Origin of the sequence: Vibrio sp. McD22-P3 (genome assembly GCF_021568915.1) — a bacterium.
GTDB classification, from domain to species: Bacteria; Pseudomonadota; Gammaproteobacteria; order Enterobacterales; family Vibrionaceae; genus Vibrio; species Vibrio mediterranei.
The window spans coordinates 12,438-33,245 of record NZ_JAKGTN010000031.1 but is presented as its reverse complement, the minus strand read 5'-3'; the positions used below and the strand labels follow the sequence as shown (position 1 = coordinate 33,245).

At 45.8% G+C, this 20,808-nt stretch carries 20 protein-coding genes; 8 read left to right on the top strand and 12 right to left on the bottom strand.

Annotated features, from left to right (window positions below; genetic code table 11):
- The first annotated feature begins 13 nt into the window (after positions 1-13).
- Positions 14-1,033, top strand: a complete 1,020-nt coding sequence (locus L2W36_RS25085) for an ABC transporter permease (protein WP_062460176.1) — start codon at positions 14-16, stop codon at positions 1,031-1,033.
- Positions 1,034-1,250: 217 nt separating this feature from the next.
- Entirely contained in the window at positions 1,251-2,081 is an 831-nt protein-coding gene (locus L2W36_RS25080; protein ID WP_006070654.1) for a MurR/RpiR family transcriptional regulator, read from the top strand.
- 46 nt (positions 2,082-2,127) lie between these two features.
- Here L2W36_RS25080 and iolG read toward each other — a convergent pair whose 3' ends face one another.
- The 10 genes from iolG to iolE all read right to left on the bottom strand — a co-directional run bounded on the left by iolG (position 2,128) and on the right by iolE (position 13,036).
- Positions 2,128-3,111 carry an inositol 2-dehydrogenase gene (gene iolG / locus L2W36_RS25075; protein WP_236111870.1) on the bottom strand — a complete coding sequence of 328 codons (984 nt, stop codon included), beginning with the start codon at positions 3,109-3,111 and terminating at the stop codon, positions 2,128-2,130.
- Positions 3,112-3,224: 113 nt separating this feature from the next.
- Positions 3,225-4,055, bottom strand: a complete 831-nt coding sequence (gene iolB / locus L2W36_RS25070; RefSeq protein ID WP_236111869.1) for a 5-deoxy-glucuronate isomerase — start codon at positions 4,053-4,055, stop codon at positions 3,225-3,227.
- Positions 4,056-4,194: 139 nt separating this feature from the next.
- Complete coding sequence (locus L2W36_RS25065; protein ID WP_236111868.1) at positions 4,195-5,019, bottom strand: sugar phosphate isomerase/epimerase family protein; 825 nt, start codon at positions 5,017-5,019, stop codon at positions 4,195-4,197.
- 98 nt (positions 5,020-5,117) lie between these two features.
- Positions 5,118-5,951, bottom strand: a complete 834-nt coding sequence (locus L2W36_RS25060; RefSeq protein ID WP_006070650.1) for a MurR/RpiR family transcriptional regulator — start codon at positions 5,949-5,951, stop codon at positions 5,118-5,120.
- 76 nt (positions 5,952-6,027) lie between these two features.
- A complete protein-coding gene (locus tag L2W36_RS25055; RefSeq protein WP_006070649.1) occupies positions 6,028-6,855 on the bottom strand; it encodes a class II fructose-bisphosphate aldolase in 828 nt (275 codons plus the stop codon).
- Positions 6,856-6,865: 10 nt separating this feature from the next.
- Positions 6,866-7,735, bottom strand: coding sequence for a 5-deoxy-glucuronate isomerase (locus tag L2W36_RS25050; RefSeq protein ID WP_006070648.1), 870 nt, complete (start codon positions 7,733-7,735; stop codon positions 6,866-6,868).
- 167 nt (positions 7,736-7,902) lie between these two features.
- Positions 7,903-8,898: a 5-dehydro-2-deoxygluconokinase gene (iolC, locus tag L2W36_RS25045; RefSeq protein ID WP_006070647.1), complete on the bottom strand. Its 996-nt coding sequence runs from the start codon at positions 8,896-8,898 to the stop codon at positions 7,903-7,905.
- An 11-nt stretch (positions 8,899-8,909) separates the two neighbouring features.
- Entirely contained in the window at positions 8,910-10,085 is a 1,176-nt protein-coding gene (locus tag L2W36_RS25040; RefSeq protein ID WP_236111867.1) for a Gfo/Idh/MocA family protein, read from the bottom strand.
- 73 nt (positions 10,086-10,158) lie between these two features.
- Positions 10,159-12,030, bottom strand: coding sequence for a 3D-(3,5/4)-trihydroxycyclohexane-1,2-dione acylhydrolase (decyclizing) (gene iolD, locus L2W36_RS25035; protein WP_006070645.1), 1,872 nt, complete (start codon positions 12,028-12,030; stop codon positions 10,159-10,161).
- A 112-nt stretch (positions 12,031-12,142) separates the two neighbouring features.
- Positions 12,143-13,036: a myo-inosose-2 dehydratase gene (iolE, locus tag L2W36_RS25030; protein ID WP_006070644.1), complete on the bottom strand. Its 894-nt coding sequence runs from the start codon at positions 13,034-13,036 to the stop codon at positions 12,143-12,145.
- A gap of 550 nt (positions 13,037-13,586) precedes the next feature.
- Between iolE and L2W36_RS25025 the strand changes: the two genes are divergently transcribed.
- Complete coding sequence (locus L2W36_RS25025) at positions 13,587-15,029, top strand: sugar porter family MFS transporter (RefSeq protein WP_006070643.1); 1,443 nt, start codon at positions 13,587-13,589, stop codon at positions 15,027-15,029.
- Positions 15,030-15,118: 89 nt separating this feature from the next.
- Complete coding sequence (locus tag L2W36_RS25020; RefSeq protein ID WP_096441246.1) at positions 15,119-16,021, top strand: LysR family transcriptional regulator; 903 nt, start codon at positions 15,119-15,121, stop codon at positions 16,019-16,021.
- Position 16,022: 1 nt separating this feature from the next.
- Here the strand turns inward: L2W36_RS25020 and L2W36_RS25015 are convergent, their stop codons facing one another.
- Together L2W36_RS25015 and L2W36_RS25010 are read right to left on the bottom strand one after the other, a co-directional pair.
- A complete protein-coding gene (locus L2W36_RS25015; RefSeq protein WP_006070641.1) occupies positions 16,023-16,784 on the bottom strand; it encodes a sulfite exporter TauE/SafE family protein in 762 nt (253 codons plus the stop codon).
- A gap of 2 nt (positions 16,785-16,786) precedes the next feature.
- Entirely contained in the window at positions 16,787-17,674 is an 888-nt protein-coding gene (locus tag L2W36_RS25010; protein WP_236111866.1) for a sugar phosphate isomerase/epimerase family protein, read from the bottom strand.
- Positions 17,675-17,868: 194 nt separating this feature from the next.
- Here L2W36_RS25010 and L2W36_RS25005 point away from each other — a divergent pair, with 194 nt between their 5' ends.
- The 4 genes from L2W36_RS25005 to L2W36_RS24990 all read left to right on the top strand — a co-directional run bounded on the left by L2W36_RS25005 (position 17,869) and on the right by L2W36_RS24990 (position 20,759).
- On the top strand, positions 17,869-19,074 hold the full coding sequence (locus L2W36_RS25005; RefSeq protein WP_062460153.1) for an acetyl-CoA C-acetyltransferase: 1,206 nt from the start codon (positions 17,869-17,871) through the stop codon (positions 19,072-19,074).
- Positions 19,075-19,087: 13 nt separating this feature from the next.
- Positions 19,088-19,741 (top strand): CoA transferase subunit A, encoded by a 654-nt coding sequence (locus L2W36_RS25000; RefSeq protein ID WP_236111865.1) that lies wholly within the window; start codon positions 19,088-19,090, stop codon positions 19,739-19,741.
- Positions 19,741-20,418: a 3-oxoacid CoA-transferase subunit B gene (locus L2W36_RS24995; protein ID WP_006070637.1), complete on the top strand. Its 678-nt coding sequence runs from the start codon at positions 19,741-19,743 to the stop codon at positions 20,416-20,418. Before L2W36_RS25000 ends, L2W36_RS24995 begins: the two co-directional genes overlap by 1 nt.
- Before the next feature lie 152 nt (positions 20,419-20,570).
- The gene (locus L2W36_RS24990; RefSeq protein ID WP_006070636.1) at positions 20,571-20,759 is read left to right on the top strand and encodes a hypothetical protein; all 189 of its coding nucleotides are present in this window, start codon (positions 20,571-20,573) and stop codon (positions 20,757-20,759) included.
- Positions 20,760-20,808 lie beyond the last annotated feature (49 nt).

The window sequence follows — 20,808 nt, the reverse complement described above, 5'->3', positions numbered from 1 at the left end:
AAGGAATGCAGTTATGATTGCTAAACTGATTAAAGCGACCTCATCAGAAGGTCAAGCTCAAACCAATTTCAAACGATTGATATCCAAGTACGCGATATACGTCGTCTTCGTCTTTATGTGCGTAGTGATGTCCATCCTCTCACCCGTTTTCTTATCAGTCGCTAACTTATTGAATGTAATGACTCAAATGGCAAGTATTGGTCTTCTTGCTCTTGGCGTTACAATCATCATTATTACCCGAGGCATTGACTTATCTTCCGGTTCAGTGCTTGCGGTAGCGGCAGTGGTCTCAGCTAGTATGGCGCAAACCATCGACTGGTCAATGCGTATGTACCCTGCTATGCCAGAGCTACCTATCATCGTTCCTATTCTAGCGGCATTAGCTGTTGGCGCATTATGCGGTTATATCAATGGAGCACTCATTGCTTACACTGGTATTCCTCCATTCATTGCGACTCTAGGTATGATGATCGTTGCCCGTGGCGCTGCCCTGCTTTACTCAGATGGCCGCCCTGTAAGTAGCCTCATTGATTCTTATCAATGGATTGGCCAAGGCAGCATCGTGGGTATTCCTGTTCCTGTTATCATTTTCGCTGTGATGGCATTCGTCTCATATGTACTACTGAACTACACCCGATTTGGTAAATACGCTTATGCCATCGGTGGTAACGAAACCGCCGCGTACGTCTCTGGCATCAATGTAAAGCGCTATAAGATCTTGGTTTATACCTACGCTGGTTTGTTAGCGGGTATATCTGCGCTGATTTTGGCGGCTCGAATCAACTCTGGTCAACCGGGTCTGGGGATCATGTACGAGCTAGATGCAATCGCAGCAGCGACTGTCGGCGGCGTATCGCACGCTGGAGGCATTGGTACGATACAAGGAACTATTATCGGTACCATGATTATGGGTGTACTTCAAAATGGTCTCGACCTTCTCAACGTTTCGGCCTACTGGCAGCAAGTAGTAAAAGGCTTAGTCATTATCTTTGCCGTTATGTTTGATATGAAGCGCCATAAGAAGAGTAAATAGTGCAACTACAGAATAACTTTGAGTAGGGTACGAGGCGGCTCTTATCTAGGATACCTTGGATGCCTCGGTATAGTCGCTCTCGGTTTGGCTCATCGCGCCTTTTTACAAGGCGCGTTTTTCTTCCTCGTTACACACTCAATGAAACAAATATTTCAAACCACTATAAAATGAGGTATTTTGTACGTCTATCCTTTGATTTTGGCTTTCGGAGAACTCTATGATAGCGGCTGCTACATTAAGTGAACTACAAGAACAAATACGTTTAGAATATTCCGGCTTAAGTAAACGACTTCAACAAGTAGCAAAATATGTGCTTGATAACCCAAATGATATCGCACTGGAAACTGTTGCTATCATTGCGCAGAAAGCCGAAGTTCCACCTTCCACCTTAATTCGATTTGCCAGCGCCTTTGGTTTTAGTGGCTTCAATGAGATGAAACAGTTATTTCGTAACAAAATCGTTGAAGAGACCTCAAGCTATACCGATCGAGCAAGAATCCACAAGCAACTACACACTGAACCATTAGCACCTGAAAGCCCAAAACAGATACTTCAAGAGTTTGCCAACGCCAACTCACAAGCCATGAATTTCCTAGCAAACCAAACCTCAGAGCACGATCTTAATAGTGCTATCGATATTCTACAGAGCTGTGAAAACATCTATCTAATTGGCTTACGCCGCTCTTTTAGCGTGGCTTCCTACTTCACTTATGCACTACGTCATTTAAACAAACGTGCATTTCTGATTGATGGCCTCGGGGGAATGTATGAAGAACAACTGAGCATGATTGGTCCAAACGATGCCATTGTTGCCATCAGCTTTAGTCCTTATGCCAATGAAACCGTCGCCCTAAGTGAAGTGGCTTCCAAAGCAGGTGCGAAGCAGATAGTGATAACAGATAGTCAGGTAAGCCCCCTCGCTGCTTTTAGCGATGTCAGTTTCGTCATCAAAGAAGCCAAAGTGGACGCCTTTCGCTCTCAATCCGCTTCGTTATGTTTGGTTCAGAGTATTGCCGTTGCCATGGCGATTAATAATGAACACGAATAAAAACAGCGCCCTAATTTGGGCGCTGTTTTTATGACATCGTCAAGAACTAGATAAAGACCGTTCGCTTGCTATTCATTGACTCAATTGCGGCGTCTGCTAAACGCAGTGCAAACTCGCCATCGATACCGGAACAATTAGGCTTACCACCATTAAGAATGTCTACGAAGTGTTGCCACTCCGCAATGTACGCATCTTTATATCTCTCTAAGAAGAAGTGTAGTGGTTTCGCACATTCTACTCCTTGATCAGAAGTCATACTTATCAGGTTCTCACGGACGTTTTCCGCTTGAAGCATGCCTTTCTCGCCGTGCAGTTCAATACGCTGATCGTAGCCGTAACCAGACTTACGACTATTCTGAATCATAGCGATTGCACCAGACGCAAAGTTCAATACAATCACTCCGGTATCAATGTCACCTGCCTTTCCGATCTCAGGGTCTATTTTACAACTGCCATGAGCAGTGACCGAGACTGGATCTTCACCCAAAATGAATCTCGCCATATCAAGATCATGGATAGTCATATCACGGAACATGCCACCAGATACTTTACTGTATTCTGCAGGTGGCGGCTCTGGGTCGCGAGAGGTAATCGTCAATGTCGCAGGCTCACCTACTTCACCTTCTACCACACGTTGTTTCAGGTTCGAAAAGTGAGGGTCAAAACGGCGATTAAAACCGACAAGTAAAGGCACCTTATATTGTTCAACAACACCCAAGCAATCACGAACTCGGCTTGAATCGAGATCGATCGGCTTTTCGCAGAAGATCGTTTTACCAGCTTTCGCGCCCAGTTCAATCAAATCAGCGTGAGTATCGGTAGCGGAGCAAATACATACCGCATCAACACTTGTGTCGGCCATTGCGTCTTCAATAGATTGACGTTTAGCACCATATTGGTCGCATAAAAGATTGGCATTGACATCATAAGGGTCAATCACCGAATACAAGTTAGTTTCAGGGTGATTGGCAATGTTCACAGCATGAACTTGCCCAATGCGCCCAGCTCCAAACAGCGCGATATTATACATTCTGCACTCCTTCCTTTGCTTGTCGTTAGTCCAACTCGATGGTGAGTCAAACCAGAATAAGTTGCTCATGAGCGGCATGGTTTCGGTAGGTAGCCATATGACACTCATCGCGATTACATGTAGTCCTCAGAATTAATCCATGCATGAGGCCCCTCCCAACTGAACAGCCATTTGCGCTTAGGTCCGGCCATTACATTCAGGTAATAGCTGTCATAGCCTGCCATGGTAGCTACAGGGTGGTAACCTTTTGGCACCATGACCACATCTTTGTCATACACCGCCATGCACTCATCTAACTCCCTATCATCGGTGTACACGCGCTGCATACAAAAGCCTTGAGACGGGTCTAAGCGATGATAATAAGTTTCTTCTAAATAGGTTTCTTGGCCGTCGATATCTTGGTCGTGTTTATGGCTAGGATAAGAACTCGTACAGCCCTCTTCAGTAAAGACCTCTACAACGAGCAGGCTGTCCGCGAGTTTGTTATCTGGGAGAATATTGTGTACGTACCTTTGGTTCTGTCGTTTACCTCGGTGTTCAGCATCAACATCTTGAGGGGCGATATGACGAGTCGAAAAAGTACCTTCACTTGGCGCTTCGCAAACCGCCAGTTCCAAATCCGTTTCGGCCAGTACGTGAACACTCTGTTGGGGCGCGACATACACTGAGTGTGGCTTAATACGCTGTTGGTTTTCATCTTTTTCGAATGGCGACATACGTTCACCAATATTACTAAATACCTGATTATTAACCGTCACAGTTGCTCTTCCCGACACCAAGACTAAACACTTCTCGGTAGCCGTTTGATCAAGCATTAACACTTCCCCTTTTGCGATCTCATAAACTGAAAAGCCAACATATTGCCAATTTGCACTCTCTGGCGTAATCGATTGAACACGAGAATCAAGAGATGATTGACAATACTTAGAAAGTAGATAAGACATTGAGAGCGCTCCGTTGCCAATAGGCCATATGAAATATTTAATTCAATTATATTTATATGGAATATTTATTTCGTGACATAGACAACAAAGTCCACTTAATACGGAGAATATTTAACCGTTAAGTGGACATATTATTTGCTTAGAACAGGGCTTTCATACCTTTAAGCATCTTAGTAGCGACATCGTAATAATCTTGCTCCCACATTTGATCATTTAGATATTCGCCCGAATAGAAGCCTTGGTAACCCGTAGACTGGATGGCATCAACCCACTCAGACAAAGGAATATCGCCTTGCCCAATAAAGTGACCACGTAACTCTCTTTCATCTGGCCAAGCTGCTCCTTCTTCAGGGCGAGTACCATCTGAAATATGGACGTTGTAGATAAGGGAGGGATCAATGTTGGCGATTTGCTCGAGACTTGCGCCTCGGCATGCCCAAAAATGCCAGGTATCGAGAACAAAGCCAAAGTTGTCGCGCCCTACAGCATCTAACAAACGATAGTAATCGTCGAGCGAAGCAATGGGAGTCCATGCTGCACCCTCATATTGAAAGCGAATGCCATAATCTTTACCTATATCCGCAATCGAACGTATATTTTGAGCTGTCAGCTCAATATTTTGCTCTAAAGTGAGTCCGTTCAATGCTTCAAAGGCATTAAGTTGAATGTTAGGTGCACCTATTTGCTGAGCGAACTGACATAACACTTCGGCATCTTGGAACAATTGAGCTTTCGACGCTTTATCCGTCACTTCGATGGCGCCAATAATATCAATCGCTGTAGGCTCTATGTTGAAATGATCTAAACGCTGTTTAAATTGCTCTGCGGATAGGCCGGCTTTAATGTAGCGCCAGAGTTTGTCGGTGTGGATTTCTAACCCTTGATACCCAGTATCATGAGCTAAACGAATGTCAGAAATAACATTGCTGTGGAGTGAACACATTCCATGTAAAGCATAACGCATAGTGGATCTCCTTGAATTTTGGCAACAAGAAGCTAAGCCTTGATGCATTTGCTTTACAAGGCTTACTCTTTAATAGTCTGGATGTTCATTAATTGTGATTAATTTACTTCGCGGCACATTAAGCTAACCGCTAATGTCTGAGCTAGGTACATTGAACTACTCAACGAGCGGAACCCCATTACCTCGCCTTCTTGCACTTCAAAACACACTTCCATCTTACTGCCTTGAGGCGTCATCTGATTGTCGGTAATGGCGATAATAGGTACGTTCTTTTTGTATGCTTCGTCAATTAGGTCACTGGTCTCTTGCGCGTAAGGGTTGAATGTCACCGTGAACAGCACATCATTTTCGTTCATACGACGCGTCATGGGCGACAACATACCACCATGATCATCTAAGAGCACAACGTTGTTATCCGATTTCATTAACGCATACCAGAGGTAGAACGCTACAGGGTAAGCTCGGCGCATCCCTTGAATGTAGATGGTTTCAGCCCCTTCAAGCATGGCCACAGCACGTTCCAATTTCTGTGGCGACACCATAACTTGAAGTTGTTCAAGCGCCTCAATATTGGCATCACCAAAATCTTGAAAGATGGCTTGTGGAGAATCGTGTGGTACATCTTCCATCTCACGCGCTTTACGAACACGTTCTTTGTAGTCTCTAGGACGATTCAAATACTGATCTCTAAACAGTATCTGCATAGACGTGAAGCCATCAAAGCCCATCGCATTGGAGAATCGACTTAGTGTCGACAACGGTACATTGGCTTGTTGGGCGATGGTTGCCATGGTTTCTACGGCGACCAGCATTGGCTGTTCCATGACAAAGTCGGCGACCTGCTGCAGCCTACTGCTCAGGCCGTCATAGCGTTTCACGATAAGTTCGCGTAACGAATCTAAATCAGCGGGTACTTTTACTTCTACATCCATAGTGATAACGCTCTCCTATTCGAACGCAATAAATAGTCAACCGGTCCCCTTCCCAAATTAGGTTGGGGACTCTATTTTATGATAATAATTCAAAGTTGCGAATCGCTTCTTGCTTAACATACGGCATTGCTTTCTGCATAAAGTAGATTCGATCAAATTTCTGCGGTTCATCATTCATATAACCGCGCAAGTTATGACCAAGAGCTTGACGCAAGCAGGTACCAATATTGAATTTTGATACGCGACTCTGTTTCAACTTAAGCATGTCTTCATCGCGAATACCGCTCGTTCCGTGAATGACTAAAGGTACAGTGACCTCATTGGCAATACGATCTAAACGCCCAAAGTCGATAGTACAGGTTGGCTCGGTCAAACGATGAATATTGCCTACCGAGATTGCTACACAGTCAACGCCACTTTCTTGGGCAAATCTAGCAGCATCCTCAGGCTCAGTATAGATAGATTTGATATGGTCGCGTCCCTCTTCGTAAGGTACTGAGCCAATCTCACCTTCTACAGAAGCACCCAGTGCGTGAGCCACTTCGACCACTTTTTTTGTGCGAGCGATGTTTTCATCCAGAGTCAGTTGAGAGCCATCAAACATAACCGAGCTGAAACCCGCTTTAAGCGCACGATAGACAATGTCTTCTTCATAAGTATGGTCCAAATGTAGGCAGACCGGTACGCTGCTCTTGTGAGCGAGGTTGAGGAACATCGCCGCAGCGGTTTCCACACCGTAGAAATCGACAACGTCTTTATTACAAGCCAGAATGACAGGCTTACCAACTTCTTCCGCCGCTTCTACCACTGCTCTTGCGTCTTCGAAACCGAAAATATTAAAACAAGGTACTGAATAATCAGAAGCCGCCGCATCAGGTAATAGATCATTAAGATTCACTAACATGCTTTGTCTCCTATTTGAACTTCGCAATCATATCTTTGATACCGGGAATGGTATTCACTTGATATTCATGGTGAGGGTCAAAATGTTGAATCAGAGACTTGTCAGTCTTCCCAACAATAATGGTGAAGTAATACATCTCATAGCCCGGTGCCGCCACACTTGGGTGGTAACCTTTGTCGATAGCGATTACTGAGCCTGTTTTAACGTGATAAACCGGACCATGGTCATCTTCATGTTCATACAAGAACTGAGCACCAAAACCGAAATCAGGGTTAAAACGGAACTGATACACTTCTTCGTACAGTGTTTCTCGACTGCCATCTTCTTTCACACGATCTTCATCATGCTTATGTGGAGGGAAACCTGACCAACCACCAGCGCCAACCGTAAACAATTCGCTGACTAACAAACGACCGCGTTTGTCAGCATTTGATTGACCAAGAACATGTTTGATTTTACGGTGCGTTTTGGTGTCGTCTGAGCCGTATTGAACGATATCGACATTCTCTTCACGAACGCAGAACGGTTCTAGTGACGCTTCAAACTTACCGCCAGCAATCATGATGTCGGCATTCTCGCTGACACACTCTATTTGCGCTGTGTAACCAAGTGGTACATAAACCGCTTCTGGATTGCCGTCCCACACTGACGCACGTTTACCAATGTTGTCGAACACTTGGGTGTCTTGCCCATTAGTCACTGAAACACTACAAGTGCCACCAGCTAATACGATGACAGACTCATACCCTTCAACCTCATGGTTGAATGTGCCGCCTTGAGTCAAACAAACTTGGTTGAAATAACACAAAGGTGTGACTTCATCATTAATACCTACAATGGGCTCATTTTTATTATCGTAGGGTGGTATGTGTTTACCCATATTCTTTCTCCTCACTGCTCTTTTCTTTGAGCGCAGTTTCAATTCCCTAAACTTGTTCATTAATAAAAAAAACCGGGCCACGATGGTGCGTATTTTCGCGAGTATCTGAGGTCGAAATACCGGCCCGGGAGACTAAATACTGTCTTCAATCACATCAGTCGATGCCACTAAACACCTTGGTTTCTTGTCTCAATAAAATCAAAAAGCTGCTCTTTCGTTGGCATAGCTTCGGTACAGCTATCCCCACTGACATTAATCGCAGCCGCAGCGGATCCATTTCTCACGCCTTCTTGCAGTGTGCCACCATTCACTAAGGTCCAAATCAAACCACCTGCAAAGGAGTCACCAGAGCCAAATGGCTTATTCACTTCAACTCGGAAGATGCCTTGCTGGAACTTAGAGCCATCACGGCAATACACTTTCGAACCAAACTCACCAGCCTTAATCACCACAATCTGGGTGTTGTCGCGCATAAAGCGTTCTGCTGTGGCATCGTCATCCTTATTGCCCGGTGCAATCACCGTTTCCATCATGTCGAACTCTTCACGATTACCGATCACGATATCGGACAAGCTAGAGGCAATCCCGTAATAGATAGAAGCATCAGTATCGGTGCGCCATGAATAAGGACGGTAGTCCACATCCAAGACAACTAAAGTGTTACTGCGACGCGCATGTTGCATCGCGATCAGCGTAGCTTCACGACTTGGGCTCTCAGAAAGTGCCGTGCCTGTCACCACCAAAACCTTTGAACTTGCGATATATTCAGGGTCGATTTGCTCTGGCTTTATCGTCAGATCAGAAGCGTTATTTCGATAGATAAGGACCGTACAGTCACTTGGTTTCATCTCAGTGAAAGCGACCGAAGTGCGAGAGCCAGAGTTGTCAGTCATCATGCCGTCTAGGTTGATCCCCTGTCCTGACATGTAACCTTTTACATAGCCACCAAACGCATCATCAGCAACACAACCAATGAAACCCACTTTGCCACCTAGTTTGCTCACAGCGACCGCAATATTGGCCGCTGAACCACCAACAAACTTGTTGAAGCCCGACAAATCCGCCATATCGGTTTTTGATTCGCGGGCGTATAGATCCACACCCGCGCGTCCTAAAACGATGGCATCCAACGGTCTGTCATGTTGAAATGCAATTTTCGTCATCGTCGTTCCTATTATTTGTAGCTAACCCAAGCCGCGCCTTGGTCTGCAGACTCAACGCACTTCTCACACAAACGAACCCCTTCGATGCCGGCATCAATACCAGGGAACCAAATACCCGCAAGGGCTTCTTGGTCATCACGGTCAGCTGCATCAAATGCCATAGCGAAACGGTGATATAGGTTAGCCCAAGACTCAAAGTAACCTTCAGCATGACCACCACCAACACGGTTAGAGGCAACACCTTCTGCGTCTTGATACAAGTACCCCATGCCACGCTCTAGTACGCGAGGTGCTTCACCTTGTACTTCGTAACGAAGTTGGTTTGGATACTCATCCCACCATTCGATCGATGCTTTAGAGCCGACAATACGGATCTTCTGTTGATGCATCGAACCAGAGTTCACAGCCGATGCCCAAAGCGTACCAACTGCGCCGCCTTTGAACTTGATCATCACATGTGCGTTATCTTCAAGTGGCGCACGAGATTCGATAAAGCTTTGGCGCATACATGCCAAGCTATCAACTTCTAGTCCGGTCATTACCTCGTTGAGATAAAACGCATGGGTACCAATGTCACCTAGCACATAAGTTGGGCCAGATACTTCAGGGCTCACACGCCATTTCAAACCTGGGTCATTTTTCTCGTATTCTTCATTATGGAAGCCGTGAGCGAACTGCATATTGATGACACGAATCTCACCAAGGTCACCACGTTGCACCATTTCACGCGCCTGTTGGACCATAGGGAAACCTGTATAGCCATACATCACACCGATAACACGATTGTTTTGCGCCGCGATTGTTTTTAGCTCTTGCGCTTCTTCCGTCGTAAAGGTGATTGGCTTTTCGCACACCACATGAAGTTTGGCTTCTAGTGCTGCTTTACAGATTTCATAGTGAGTAGAGTTTGGCGTAGCAATAGAGACAGCTTGAATGCCATCTTCACGCTGAGCTTCTTGAGCAAACAACTCTTTATAGCTTGAGTAACAACGCTCTGGATCTAGGCCAAGATTGACGCCAAAATCGCGGCAACGATCAGCATCTAGGTCAAACGCACCCGCAACCAACTTAAACAATCCATCACGCTGTGCTGCATTGCGGTGAGAGTAACCAATTTGGCTACCACGACCACCACCTACCATTGCCCAACGAATTGGCTGTTCAAAATGACGCTCTTCATTAAACATGCTTGACTCCTTGTGTGGCTCCTAGTGTCTAGGAGCCGAGATTAAGTGTTAGAAAATTAAATAGAAATCTGAACTAGACACCGCGGCGCTGTGTGGCGCGGCCTTCTTCCCAACTCACCACTTTCTCTGCGACGTGGTCGTTGCGTGTTACCTCTGGTAGACCGACTTCCCACCAGCAATCGCACTTAGACCATGCTGCTGGCGATACTGGGTCAATATCAACCACGATAACGTAAGTACGGTCGGCTTCTTTAGCGCGTTGGAATGCTGCATCGAACTCATCTACCGACGTCAGCTTCTCACTGATCGCCCCTTGCGCTTCAGCGTGTTTAGCGAAGTCGACACGAGCCACTTCACCATCAGGACGACGACAGTCTTCAAGTAGGTTGTTAAAAGAGTCGTTACCCGTGTTGTTCTGAAGCTTGTTGATAACAGCAAAGCCACCGTTATCGCACACTACGACTATCATCTTGTGACCAGTAAGGACGGATGAGTAAATGTCTGAGTTTTGAATCAGGTAGGAGCCGTCACCGACAAGCACAACCACATCGTTGTCTGGGTTCGCCACTTTAGCCCCCCAACCGCCGGCAATTTCATAGCCCATGCATGAGAAACCAAACTCGATATCAAACTTGCCGATTTGGTAGTTTTGCCAGTTCATTGCTAATTCAGCAGGCAGGCCACCTGCGGCTGTCAGCACGGTATCACCCGGCTGCATGGACTTGTTCAGCTTACCAATCACTTCTGCGTATGAAGACAGTCCAGGTAACAGGTCGCCCTCTTGAGGGTTGGTACGACGATGAACGACCGCTTTCCACTCATCGGCCTGCTCTTTCGCAGTTTGAGCCCAGGCATTATCACCCTGCCAATCACCAAGTAACTTCGATAACTCAACCAAGCCACGTTTGGCATCACATTTGACTGGCAGCGCGCGGTGTTTTATCGCATCAAAACGGCCAACGTTAATAGTGATAAGCTTCATGTCTGGGTTCTTGAATACACTCCACGAACCTGTAGTAAAGTCTTGCAAACGAGTACCAATTGCGACGACAACATCCGCATGCGCCGCCATGTAGTTGGCCGAATCAGAGCCTGTCACACCAATAGGTCCTGCATTGAGCGGGTTGTCTTGCAACATCGTGGCACGACCCGCGATAGTCTCTACAACCGGAATATTGTGCTGTTTTGCGAATGCCGCGAGCTCATCAGTTGCAAGTGAGTAATGCACGCCACCACCAGATACAATCAGTGGTTTTTCCGCTTTCATCAGTACTGCTTTTGCGTCCTCAAGGTCAGCAATTTCTGGCTCTGGTCGACGAATACGGTGAACTTTTTCTTCGAAGAACACTTCAGGGAAATCGTAAGCAACGCCTTGAATATCTTGAGGAAGGCCGATAAATGCAGGTCCACAGGTCTCTGGATCAAGCATGGTGTCTATCGCTTGAGGCAATGAGTGCATCAGCTGTGAAGGCGAGATAATACGATCCCAGTAACGAGTTAGTGGTTTGAAAGCATCGTTACAAGTAATAGATGGGTCGTAGAAATTCTCCGGCTGTTGTAATACTGGGTCAGGTAAACGGCTTACGTATGCGTCCCCTGAAATCAATAGCACAGGAAGTCGGTTAGTGTGAGCAATACCCGCTGCGGTCACCATATTGGTTGCACCCGGACCAATTGAACTTGTCGCGATACCAATACGTCTGCGCTGGTTTGCTTTTGCATAAGCAATCGCCGCCGTCGCCATCGACTGTTCATTTTGACCACGCCAAGTCGGAATTTTGTCTTCAATGTTCTTAAGTTGCTGTCCAAAGCACGTCACGTTGCCGTGACCGAATATGGCAAAAGCGGTGCCGAAAAGTTGCTCTTTTTTTCCATCTATTTCGATCATTTGAGCAGCTAAGTATTGTGCAAGCGCTTCTGCGACAGTTAGGCGTACAGTTTTCATTCTATTCCTCGGTAGTCTCAACTTTGTCCATTCCATGAGTAAGCTACGTTTTGCATCCCTAACCCCGTAGCTTTGTGATGGGGAGCGTGGCTCCCCATCATCCAGAGCTCAATTACAAGCCGTATTTCTTCGCGTAGCCTGTGATGTTCTCGTAAGCAGTTTTTGCGTAAGTTAGTGGGTGAGCTTTTGCTGGGTCTTGTTCAGCTTCAACCAATAACCAACCTTGATAGTTACGAGCTTTAAGCGCAGCAAACACGTCGTCATAGTCCACATCGCCCGTACCAGGGACAGTGAATACACCGTCAAGAACAGCATTTAAGAAGGATTTATCAGCTTCGCGAGCCGCTTTCATGACATCAAGACGAAGGTCTTTGAAATGCATGTGACCGATGCGATGACCCCAACGCTCAATCATAGTCACTGGGTTACCGCCACCGTATGTGATGTGGCCAGTGTCCAATGTTAGGAATACAGACTCACCCGTGAATTCCATCATAAGGTTGATGTCATCTTCTGTTTCACAGATAGTGCCAACATGATGGTGGAAAGAGAGCTTAATATCGTGTTCGTTTAGCAGATAGTCAGCGACTTTGGTCAACTTCTCGCAGTACATTTTCCACTCATCCATTGATAAGATGACGCGCTGTGAAAGTGGTGTGTTGATGTCGCCATGGACAGTGTTGCTCACTTCACCATATACCATTGCTTTACAGCCTGCCGCCTTAAGAAGCTTGATGTGGTCTTGCATCGCTGCAATCTCTTCATCAGCCGTCATCGTCATTAGGTTGCCGCTATACCAACCTGACGCGAGTACAAGGCCATGTTCTTTAAGTAGTGGTACTAATACTTCTGGCTCACGTGGATACTTGGTGCCTAGCTCTGTGCCTGTGAATCCAGCTTCAGCCATTTCACTTAAACACGTTTCCAAAGGGATCTCGCCACCAAGCTCTGGCATATCATCGTTGGTCCAAGTCAGTGGGCTAATTCCATATTGCACGTTGCTCATTTTTATTCTCCGACAATGTTTTAAAGATTTTCCAAGTGATTCAAAGCGCTCATGTTGATCAATTCATCGCATTAGCAAACTTTGAACATCTCCTGTTGTTTCACTGAGGACTACTTTAGCCAAAAAAAACATCAATGAAAAATATTTTTCATATCATCCAGTGAGATTTTCAAAACAAGATGAAATTGGAAAAAACCTATATAGCACGCGGCTTACCACTGTTTTTGATCTAGATCTCACTTTTATTAAATATATACTTTTCAAATACTTATAACATTTGTAGGATTTGAAAAAGATTTTTCATAGTTTGATGAAGATAACATTTTTGGACAAAATGACAGTTTAGCGGTAGTCGAAACAGAAAAGAGTCAATATGATTAAAACACCAGCAAAATGAAAAATAATTTTCAAATTACACAACTATAACATCTGCTGGACTTATAGAATGCCAATACTCGTACCCTACAAACCGAAGTATTGGGCGTTACCCAACTGGAACTGGTTCGATGGTAAAGGGACAGCTTTGGGGAATCTCAATAAGGAAAATAAAATGGAAGCAACATCCAAGGCAGAAGCACGAAAACACAATATTGCCTATATTGTTCGAATCTGCTGTATTGCAGCACTAGGCGGGATACTACTAGGATATGATACCGCGGTAATTTCAGGCGCCATTGGCCCTATTAGAGAACACTTTGGTTTAACCCCAGCACAAACTGGCTGGGCCGTATCCAGTGTCGTACTAGGCAGTATTATCGGCGCAGTCAGTGCCGGTTGGGCTGCTCTTAAGTATGGCCGTCGCAACACCCTATTCATCGCAGCCGTGCTCTTTATGATTTCGGCCATTGGTTCAGCTTTAGCCGCCACATTTAGCTTCTATGTCATCTTAAGAATTGTCGGTGGTGTCGCCGTCGGTCTGGCATGTGTTGTTTCCCCAATGTATATGTCTGAAGTCGCTCCTAAAGACTTTCGAGGGCGCGCCGTCAGTATGTTCCAACAGTCTGCCGTTATTGGTCAAACAGGTGTTTTCTACGTCAATTATCTTATCGCTAAAGGTATGTCAGAAGCTTGGTTAGTGGATCTAGGCTGGCGTTGGATGCTGGGCTCCGAAGTGATTCCGGCGGCACTGTTTGCAGTGTTACTGTTTATTATTCCAGAGTCCCCTCGTTGGTTGGTACTCAAAGGAAGAATCGATGAAGCGAAAACCACTCTGTCTAAAATCTCTAACCCAAAACATGCAGAACAACTTATTCTGGAAATCCAAGACTCCCTTAAAGACAGTTTAAGCACTGCTAAGAACAAAGTGAGTTTACGCTCTCCTCTCTTATTCGCTATTCTTGTCATCGGTACCTTTGTTGCTGCGGCGCAACAGTTAACGGGTATCAACGTCATCATGTATTACACCCCTGAGATCCTGAAACCGATTACGGGCTCTACAGAAAACGCTCTATTCCAAACTACCTTCGTTGGCGTGGTATTCATTCTAGGTAATGCGCTTGGCATGTATCTTATCGACAAAGTCGGACGTCTACCGCTAATGAAATACGGTACCTTCGGCTGTGCACTTGGTATGTTTGTTGTGGGCTATGTTTTGTATCAACAAACGGAAGGTTATGCCGCCTTGTTCGCGCTATGTCTATACGTTGTTTCCTATGCCACTTCATGGGGCTGCGCATGTTGGACCATGATTTCTGAGATTTTCCCGAACAGCATCCGCTCTAGAGCGATGGCGATCGCCGTTGGTGCTCAATGGTTTACTGGCTTTATCGTCACTCAATCTTTCCCTATGCTCAACGAAAATGCCTATCTAAAAGAGAACTTTAATGGTGCATTTGCGTTCTGGTTATTTGCGATTCTTTCTATCATCTGTATGTACGTTGTTGTTAAGTATGTTCCTGAAACCAAAGGCGTCAGTCTGGAAAAAATGGAAGAAGCCATGGCGAAAAAATTGGGCAAAAAAGTGCCACAGTCCACATCTGAAGCACGTGCTTAATCAATAAGACTCCACAACAAAACGGGAACAGGCTAACTTAAGGTCTGTTCCTTTTTTGTTTTTAACCTGGCCAACACAATGAGGCGTTTATGCTCGATAAAATGGCGTTTTTTGTTTACGTGATTCGCTCTGGCTCCATTTCTTCTGCGGCACGACGATTCAATATTTCAGTTTCGGCTGGCAGCCGCTGGTTACAGGAACTTGAAAACCACTTTGGAACCACTTTGTGTCGTCGTTCAAATCGACTTTTGGAAGCCACTCAGGCCGGTCAAACTCTATTCGAAGAATTCTCCCCCCTAGTCGATAGCGCAGAACGCATCAGCAGAAAGCTAGAAGATTACCAGTCACAAGAAAAAGGCCATATCGACATCGTCTGCACGCCTGTCTATGCCAATCATTATTTGATGGATATTATTGCCCAATACTCCAAGGCTCACCCAGACGTGACATTTAATATCAACGTCACGCCTTGGGCGTTAGACCATGCAAGTACCTCTGACTTAATGATCAGCGCCAATGCCAGCTTCCAAGGTTATCGCGAAAAAGATTTACTGCTGGTGAAGCGAGAATTGATGCAATGTCCGTTTATTGTCGTCGCCTCTCCACAATATCTTGAATCGCACAACCTACCTTCTCACCCTAGTGACTTGGCTCAACACCCTTGTTTGATCGCCACCACGCTCACCGGAAGTAACGATTGGATCTTTCGTCAGCAAGCGGAAAATATCATTTTAAAAGTACCGAAAACCGTTGAGGTTAATGATAGTGATTTGTTGTTAAGAGGGGCTTTGAATGGAATTGGAATTGCGTACCTGCCAGAGTTTGTCGCGAGAAGTTACATTGATAATGGTAAGCTAATCGCACTACTGCCCGACTATCAAACCAGTATTTGGAGTTTAAATCTGTATTATCATTCGCCGCAGACCGCCTCTCCCACGGCGACAAAATTTAAGGATTTTTTGCTTGCCAGCAAAGAAGAACGGCATAGCTGACTTATACCATTACGAAGCTTTGTATCGCGTCGTAACATAGCTTCGCACCAGATAAAAATAAGAACGCGTAGCAAAGCTGATAGATTCGCTCCTGACTAACTTTATGAAGTAGCATTACACCAAGTTTCACTCCCACCGGAGCGAACGGAATAAGTAACAATGCAGTGAATAAATTGGTTTCATCAAACTCCCCTAGCGCCACATATGGGACTACTTTTACCACATTGATAATGGCAAACAGCACCGCCATAGTTGCGATAAGTGTGACTTTCTCTAAGCGCAGTGGCAGCAAGTAAATACTTGCTGGGCCACCACCTGCATGGATAGCCGTACTGGAAAACCCGCCCAATGCACTCCAAAACCACGCGCTCAATTTCCCTGGAGTCGATGACGACTGTTTACCGCCAAACCAGTGCTGAAAACAAAAAGCCAAAGACAGCAAACCTATGGTGAGTTTTAGGCCAGTTTCAGGTGTCACACTTAAGAATAACCCCGCGAGCACCACACCTAGAATCGACCCAGGAAGCATTTGCTTTAAAATCCGATAATCAGCGTTCTTGTAATGGTGACGAACGGCGAACGCGTCCATAACAATAAGAATGGGCAGTAAAATTGCCGCTGCCTGAGTAGGAGAGATAATGAGTGCCATTAACGGAACCGCGATGATCCCCAATGCCCCTCCTAGCCCACCTTTACCTATGCCATAAATCAACACAGCAGGTATTGCCATTATGTAAAACCAAGGATCGCTGACTATCGGCATGGTTAGACTCCTAATGAAGCGAGGTAGTTGCGGCTGCGCTGAAGGTCAACTTTTACCTGTTGCGACTGTTTAACGTTGTGCTCGTGTTCCACAACTAACCACCCTTGATAGTCAATTGATTTTAAACTCGCAATGACTTGATTGAGTTTGATATCGCCGTCTCCAAGTGGAGTAACAAGCCCGTCAGAATAGGCATCAAACCACGGCTGTTTGTCTCTAATTGCTACACGTAACTTGTCGATAGATACATCTTTCAAATGAACATGCTCAATTCTATTCGCATACTGTCTGATCAGGCTCAAAGGGTCCATTCCATCTAAAAACGTATGACCAATATCGAGACATAATCCAAGTTCGGAATCGGAAAATTGATGCAATACAAACTCTATCTCATCTTTAAACCCAATATACCCACCAACACCGGGATGCAGTAAACAACGCAATCCATGCTCCTGAGCTAGACTAATGATTTGTCTCATGTTGTTGATGAGGTGAGGTTTCTGTTCAGAGGTTAATCGAGGTGCTGTTGCACTTTGACCGAGACTGCCAAAGCGCTCAGGATGATTACCTTCCATAAGCAGTAGCGTACCCACTCCTAGCGCCTTTAAACGAGCGCACGTTTTCTCAGTTTGTTTGAGAATTGCTGGCATTTTTTCGCTGTCACTAAAGGGTTGTTGCAGCTTACCAGCACATATTTCTAGTCCTCGCGTTCGGCACGCACTTTTGGTCAGCATCGACTCCTCTGGAAAGTAGCCGTCTGGCCCCAGTTCAATACCACGATATCCGCAGTCACTTGCCTCCATTAGCACTTTACCCCAACTTGGGTTCAGCCCATTGTCTGGCTCTTCGATACCCCAACAGCAAGGGGCGCAAGCTATTCGATTATGCATAACGTTTTCTCCAATTATCCTGATACCAAGATAAAAGTGTTAATAATGAAAAGACGTGATCAACCACCAATTTGGTATTTGCATTTATGCAAAGCCGCTTTGAATTCTTGTCTATAACACATAGTCGCTGCTCCCTTTTAGACTGAAACAAAGCGCTCAAACAGACGCATCATTTAAGGTATTGGGAGACAGAGATGGAACGAATTTTTATTGTCGCAGCAAAACGTACCCCTATAGGGAGCTTCAATGGTTCACTTAGCTCACTATCCGCAGTTGAGCTTGGTGCACACGCTATTCAAGCCACAATCGAGCAGGCTGATATTGCGCCAGACCTGATCGATGAAGTGATCGTAGGCAATGTGTTAACCGGAGGTTCTGGTATGGGTCCTGCCCGCCAAGCGGCTATTAAAGCGGGGATCCCAGATTCCGTTCCTGCCTACACCCTTAACATGATCTGTGGCAGTGGAATGAAAGTCGTAATGGATGGCGCAAGCCACATTCGAGCAGGCGATGCCGACATCGTCATGGCTTGTGGAATGGAAAGTATGTCCAACGCGCCCTTTATCGCCAACGGTCAAATCCGACGCGGATATAAAATGGGCCATCAAAACCTTGAAGACAGCATCATTAAGGATGGGCTGACTGATGCGTTCCACCAATACCATATGGGTATCACGGCAGAAAACATCGCCAAGAAATTTGAACTAACACGTGAAGAGCAAGATGCTTTTGCACTGGCGAGTCAAAAGAAAGCTGTCCACGCCTTAGAAAGCGGTGATTTCACCAACGAAGTTGCCCCACTCACTATTATAAGCCGCCGGCGTCAAACTGAAGTAAAAAGTGACGAATACCCAAAACCCGATTGCACCTACGAAGCTCTACAAAAACTCAGACCTGCATTCACCGCCGAAGGGACGGTTACCGCAGGTAATGCATCTGGCATCAATGACGGTGGTTCAGCCATTCTATTGGCCTCTGAATCCGCAGTACAACGTCATGGTTTAATACCACTTGCAGAGCTTATTGAATACGGACAAGGAGCTATCGCGCCCGAGGTTATGGGACTTGGTCCAGTTCCCGCGATTGCCAACGCACTAAATAAAGCCAATTTGTCGATAACTGATATTGATGTGTTCGAGCTTAACGAAGCCTTCGCGGCCCAAGCTCTTGGCGTTGCTCATTCATTAGCGGAACAACACAACATTGATGTGCCATGGCTATTAGAGCGAACCAATTTAAGTGGTGGAGCGATCGCACTCGGCCACCCTATCGGGGCGTCAGGTAACCGGATTCTTACCACTCTTGTCTATCAATTGCATCGAACTCAGAGTGATTTGGGTTTGGCTTCATTGTGTATCGGTGGCGGCATGGGCACAGCCGTCATTATCAAACGTTGTTAAAGAGGAAACGACCATGAAAAAAGCAGCATCACCTCAACAACTCAAAGACATTCTTCATGACGGCATGACCATCATGGTAGGCGGTTTTATGGCAACCGGTGCGCCAGAAAAACTTATCGACCTACTAATCGAATTCGACATCAAAGACATCACACTCATTACTACCGATACGGCATCACCCGGTAGAGGTACGAGTCGACTGATTGCTGAAAAGCGAGTCAAAAAGCTTTATGCATCACACATCGGCCTTAACCCAGAAACCGGGACACAAATGAACGAGGGAATCTTGGATGTCGAACTCGTCCCTCAAGGCACTCTTGCCGAACGAATTCGCAGCGGAGGAGCCGGACTCGGTGGTGTTTTGACGCCTACTGGCCTGGGCACTATTGTCGCCGAAGGCAAACAAGTTATTAATGTTCAAGGAAAAGACTACTTGCTAGAAACCCCTTTGAGGGCAGACATCGCACTTATTCGCGGCTCCATCGTCGACCGTCGTGGCAATGTGTTTTACAGCAAAACCACACAAAATTTTAACCCCTTGATGGCAACCGCTGCTGACACAGTAATTGTTGAAGCGGAGTCTCTGGTAGACATAGGCAACATTCAACCTGAAGCCGTGCACACCCCTAGCCTATATGTGGACTATATCTTAACGGAGGACGCGTAATGAGCACTCAACTAGACAAACATACTATTCGCCGTCGCATCGCCTGGCGTGTCGCTCAAGAAATGCGTGACGGAGATATCGTCAATCTAGGCATTGGTCTACCTACTCTAGTGGCTAACGAAGTCGACAAAGATGTCGAAATCCTTCTTCAAGCAGAGAATGGACTGCTTGGTATTGATAATTTAGCTGAAGAACATGAAATAGACGCTGACTTGGTTAACGCAGGCGCACAACCAATTACCGCAATCGAAGGAAGTTGCTATTTCAATAGCGCGGATTCGTTCGCCATTATTCGCGGCGGCCATGTCGATTCCACCGTGTTGGGCGCATTGCAAGTGGATGAAAAAGGTAATCTCGCGAACTGGATTATTCCAGGAAAAATGGTGCCCGGCATGGGTGGCGCGATGGATCTCGTGGTTGGAGCAAAGAAGGTGATCGTTGCGATGGAGCACACTGTCAAAGGCAAAGCGAAGCTATTACGCGACTGTACTTTGCCACTCACGGCTGTAAATCAAGTGGATTTGATTGTCACGGAAATGGGCGTCATAGAACTGACTGAACAAGGGATGCTGCTCACTGAACTAGCTCCGGAGTTTTCTGTTGAAGACGTTCAGCAAGCAACAGAAGCTGAACTTCGTATTTCCCCTGCATTAAAACCAATGCCCATCCCTACCTAATTCTGGTCTTAGAACTCTGAACATAAACCAGACGCCTAGTTGAGTTTAATCACTCACCTAGGCGTTATTTTTACCCTCAACACAAAATACTGGATATTTATACAGCACAAGTCTATACTGGTTGTACATACAGCAATTCATGAGGTGTAGTTATGTTGCAAGAAAAACTAGAACGCATCAATGAGCTTCGCAAACAAGCGATGTCTGATCCTGAATTCATGAAGTCTGCGCAAGCACACGCTGATGCGATTAAACACGAATATCATCCCACTCCAAGCAAACGTAGCAAGAAACCCAAAACATTGTCAGATATCTACCAAGGCTACGATTTTGGAATTTAACTCATAGACAAATACAAAAAAGGAGAGCATAAGCTCTCCTTTTTGATGG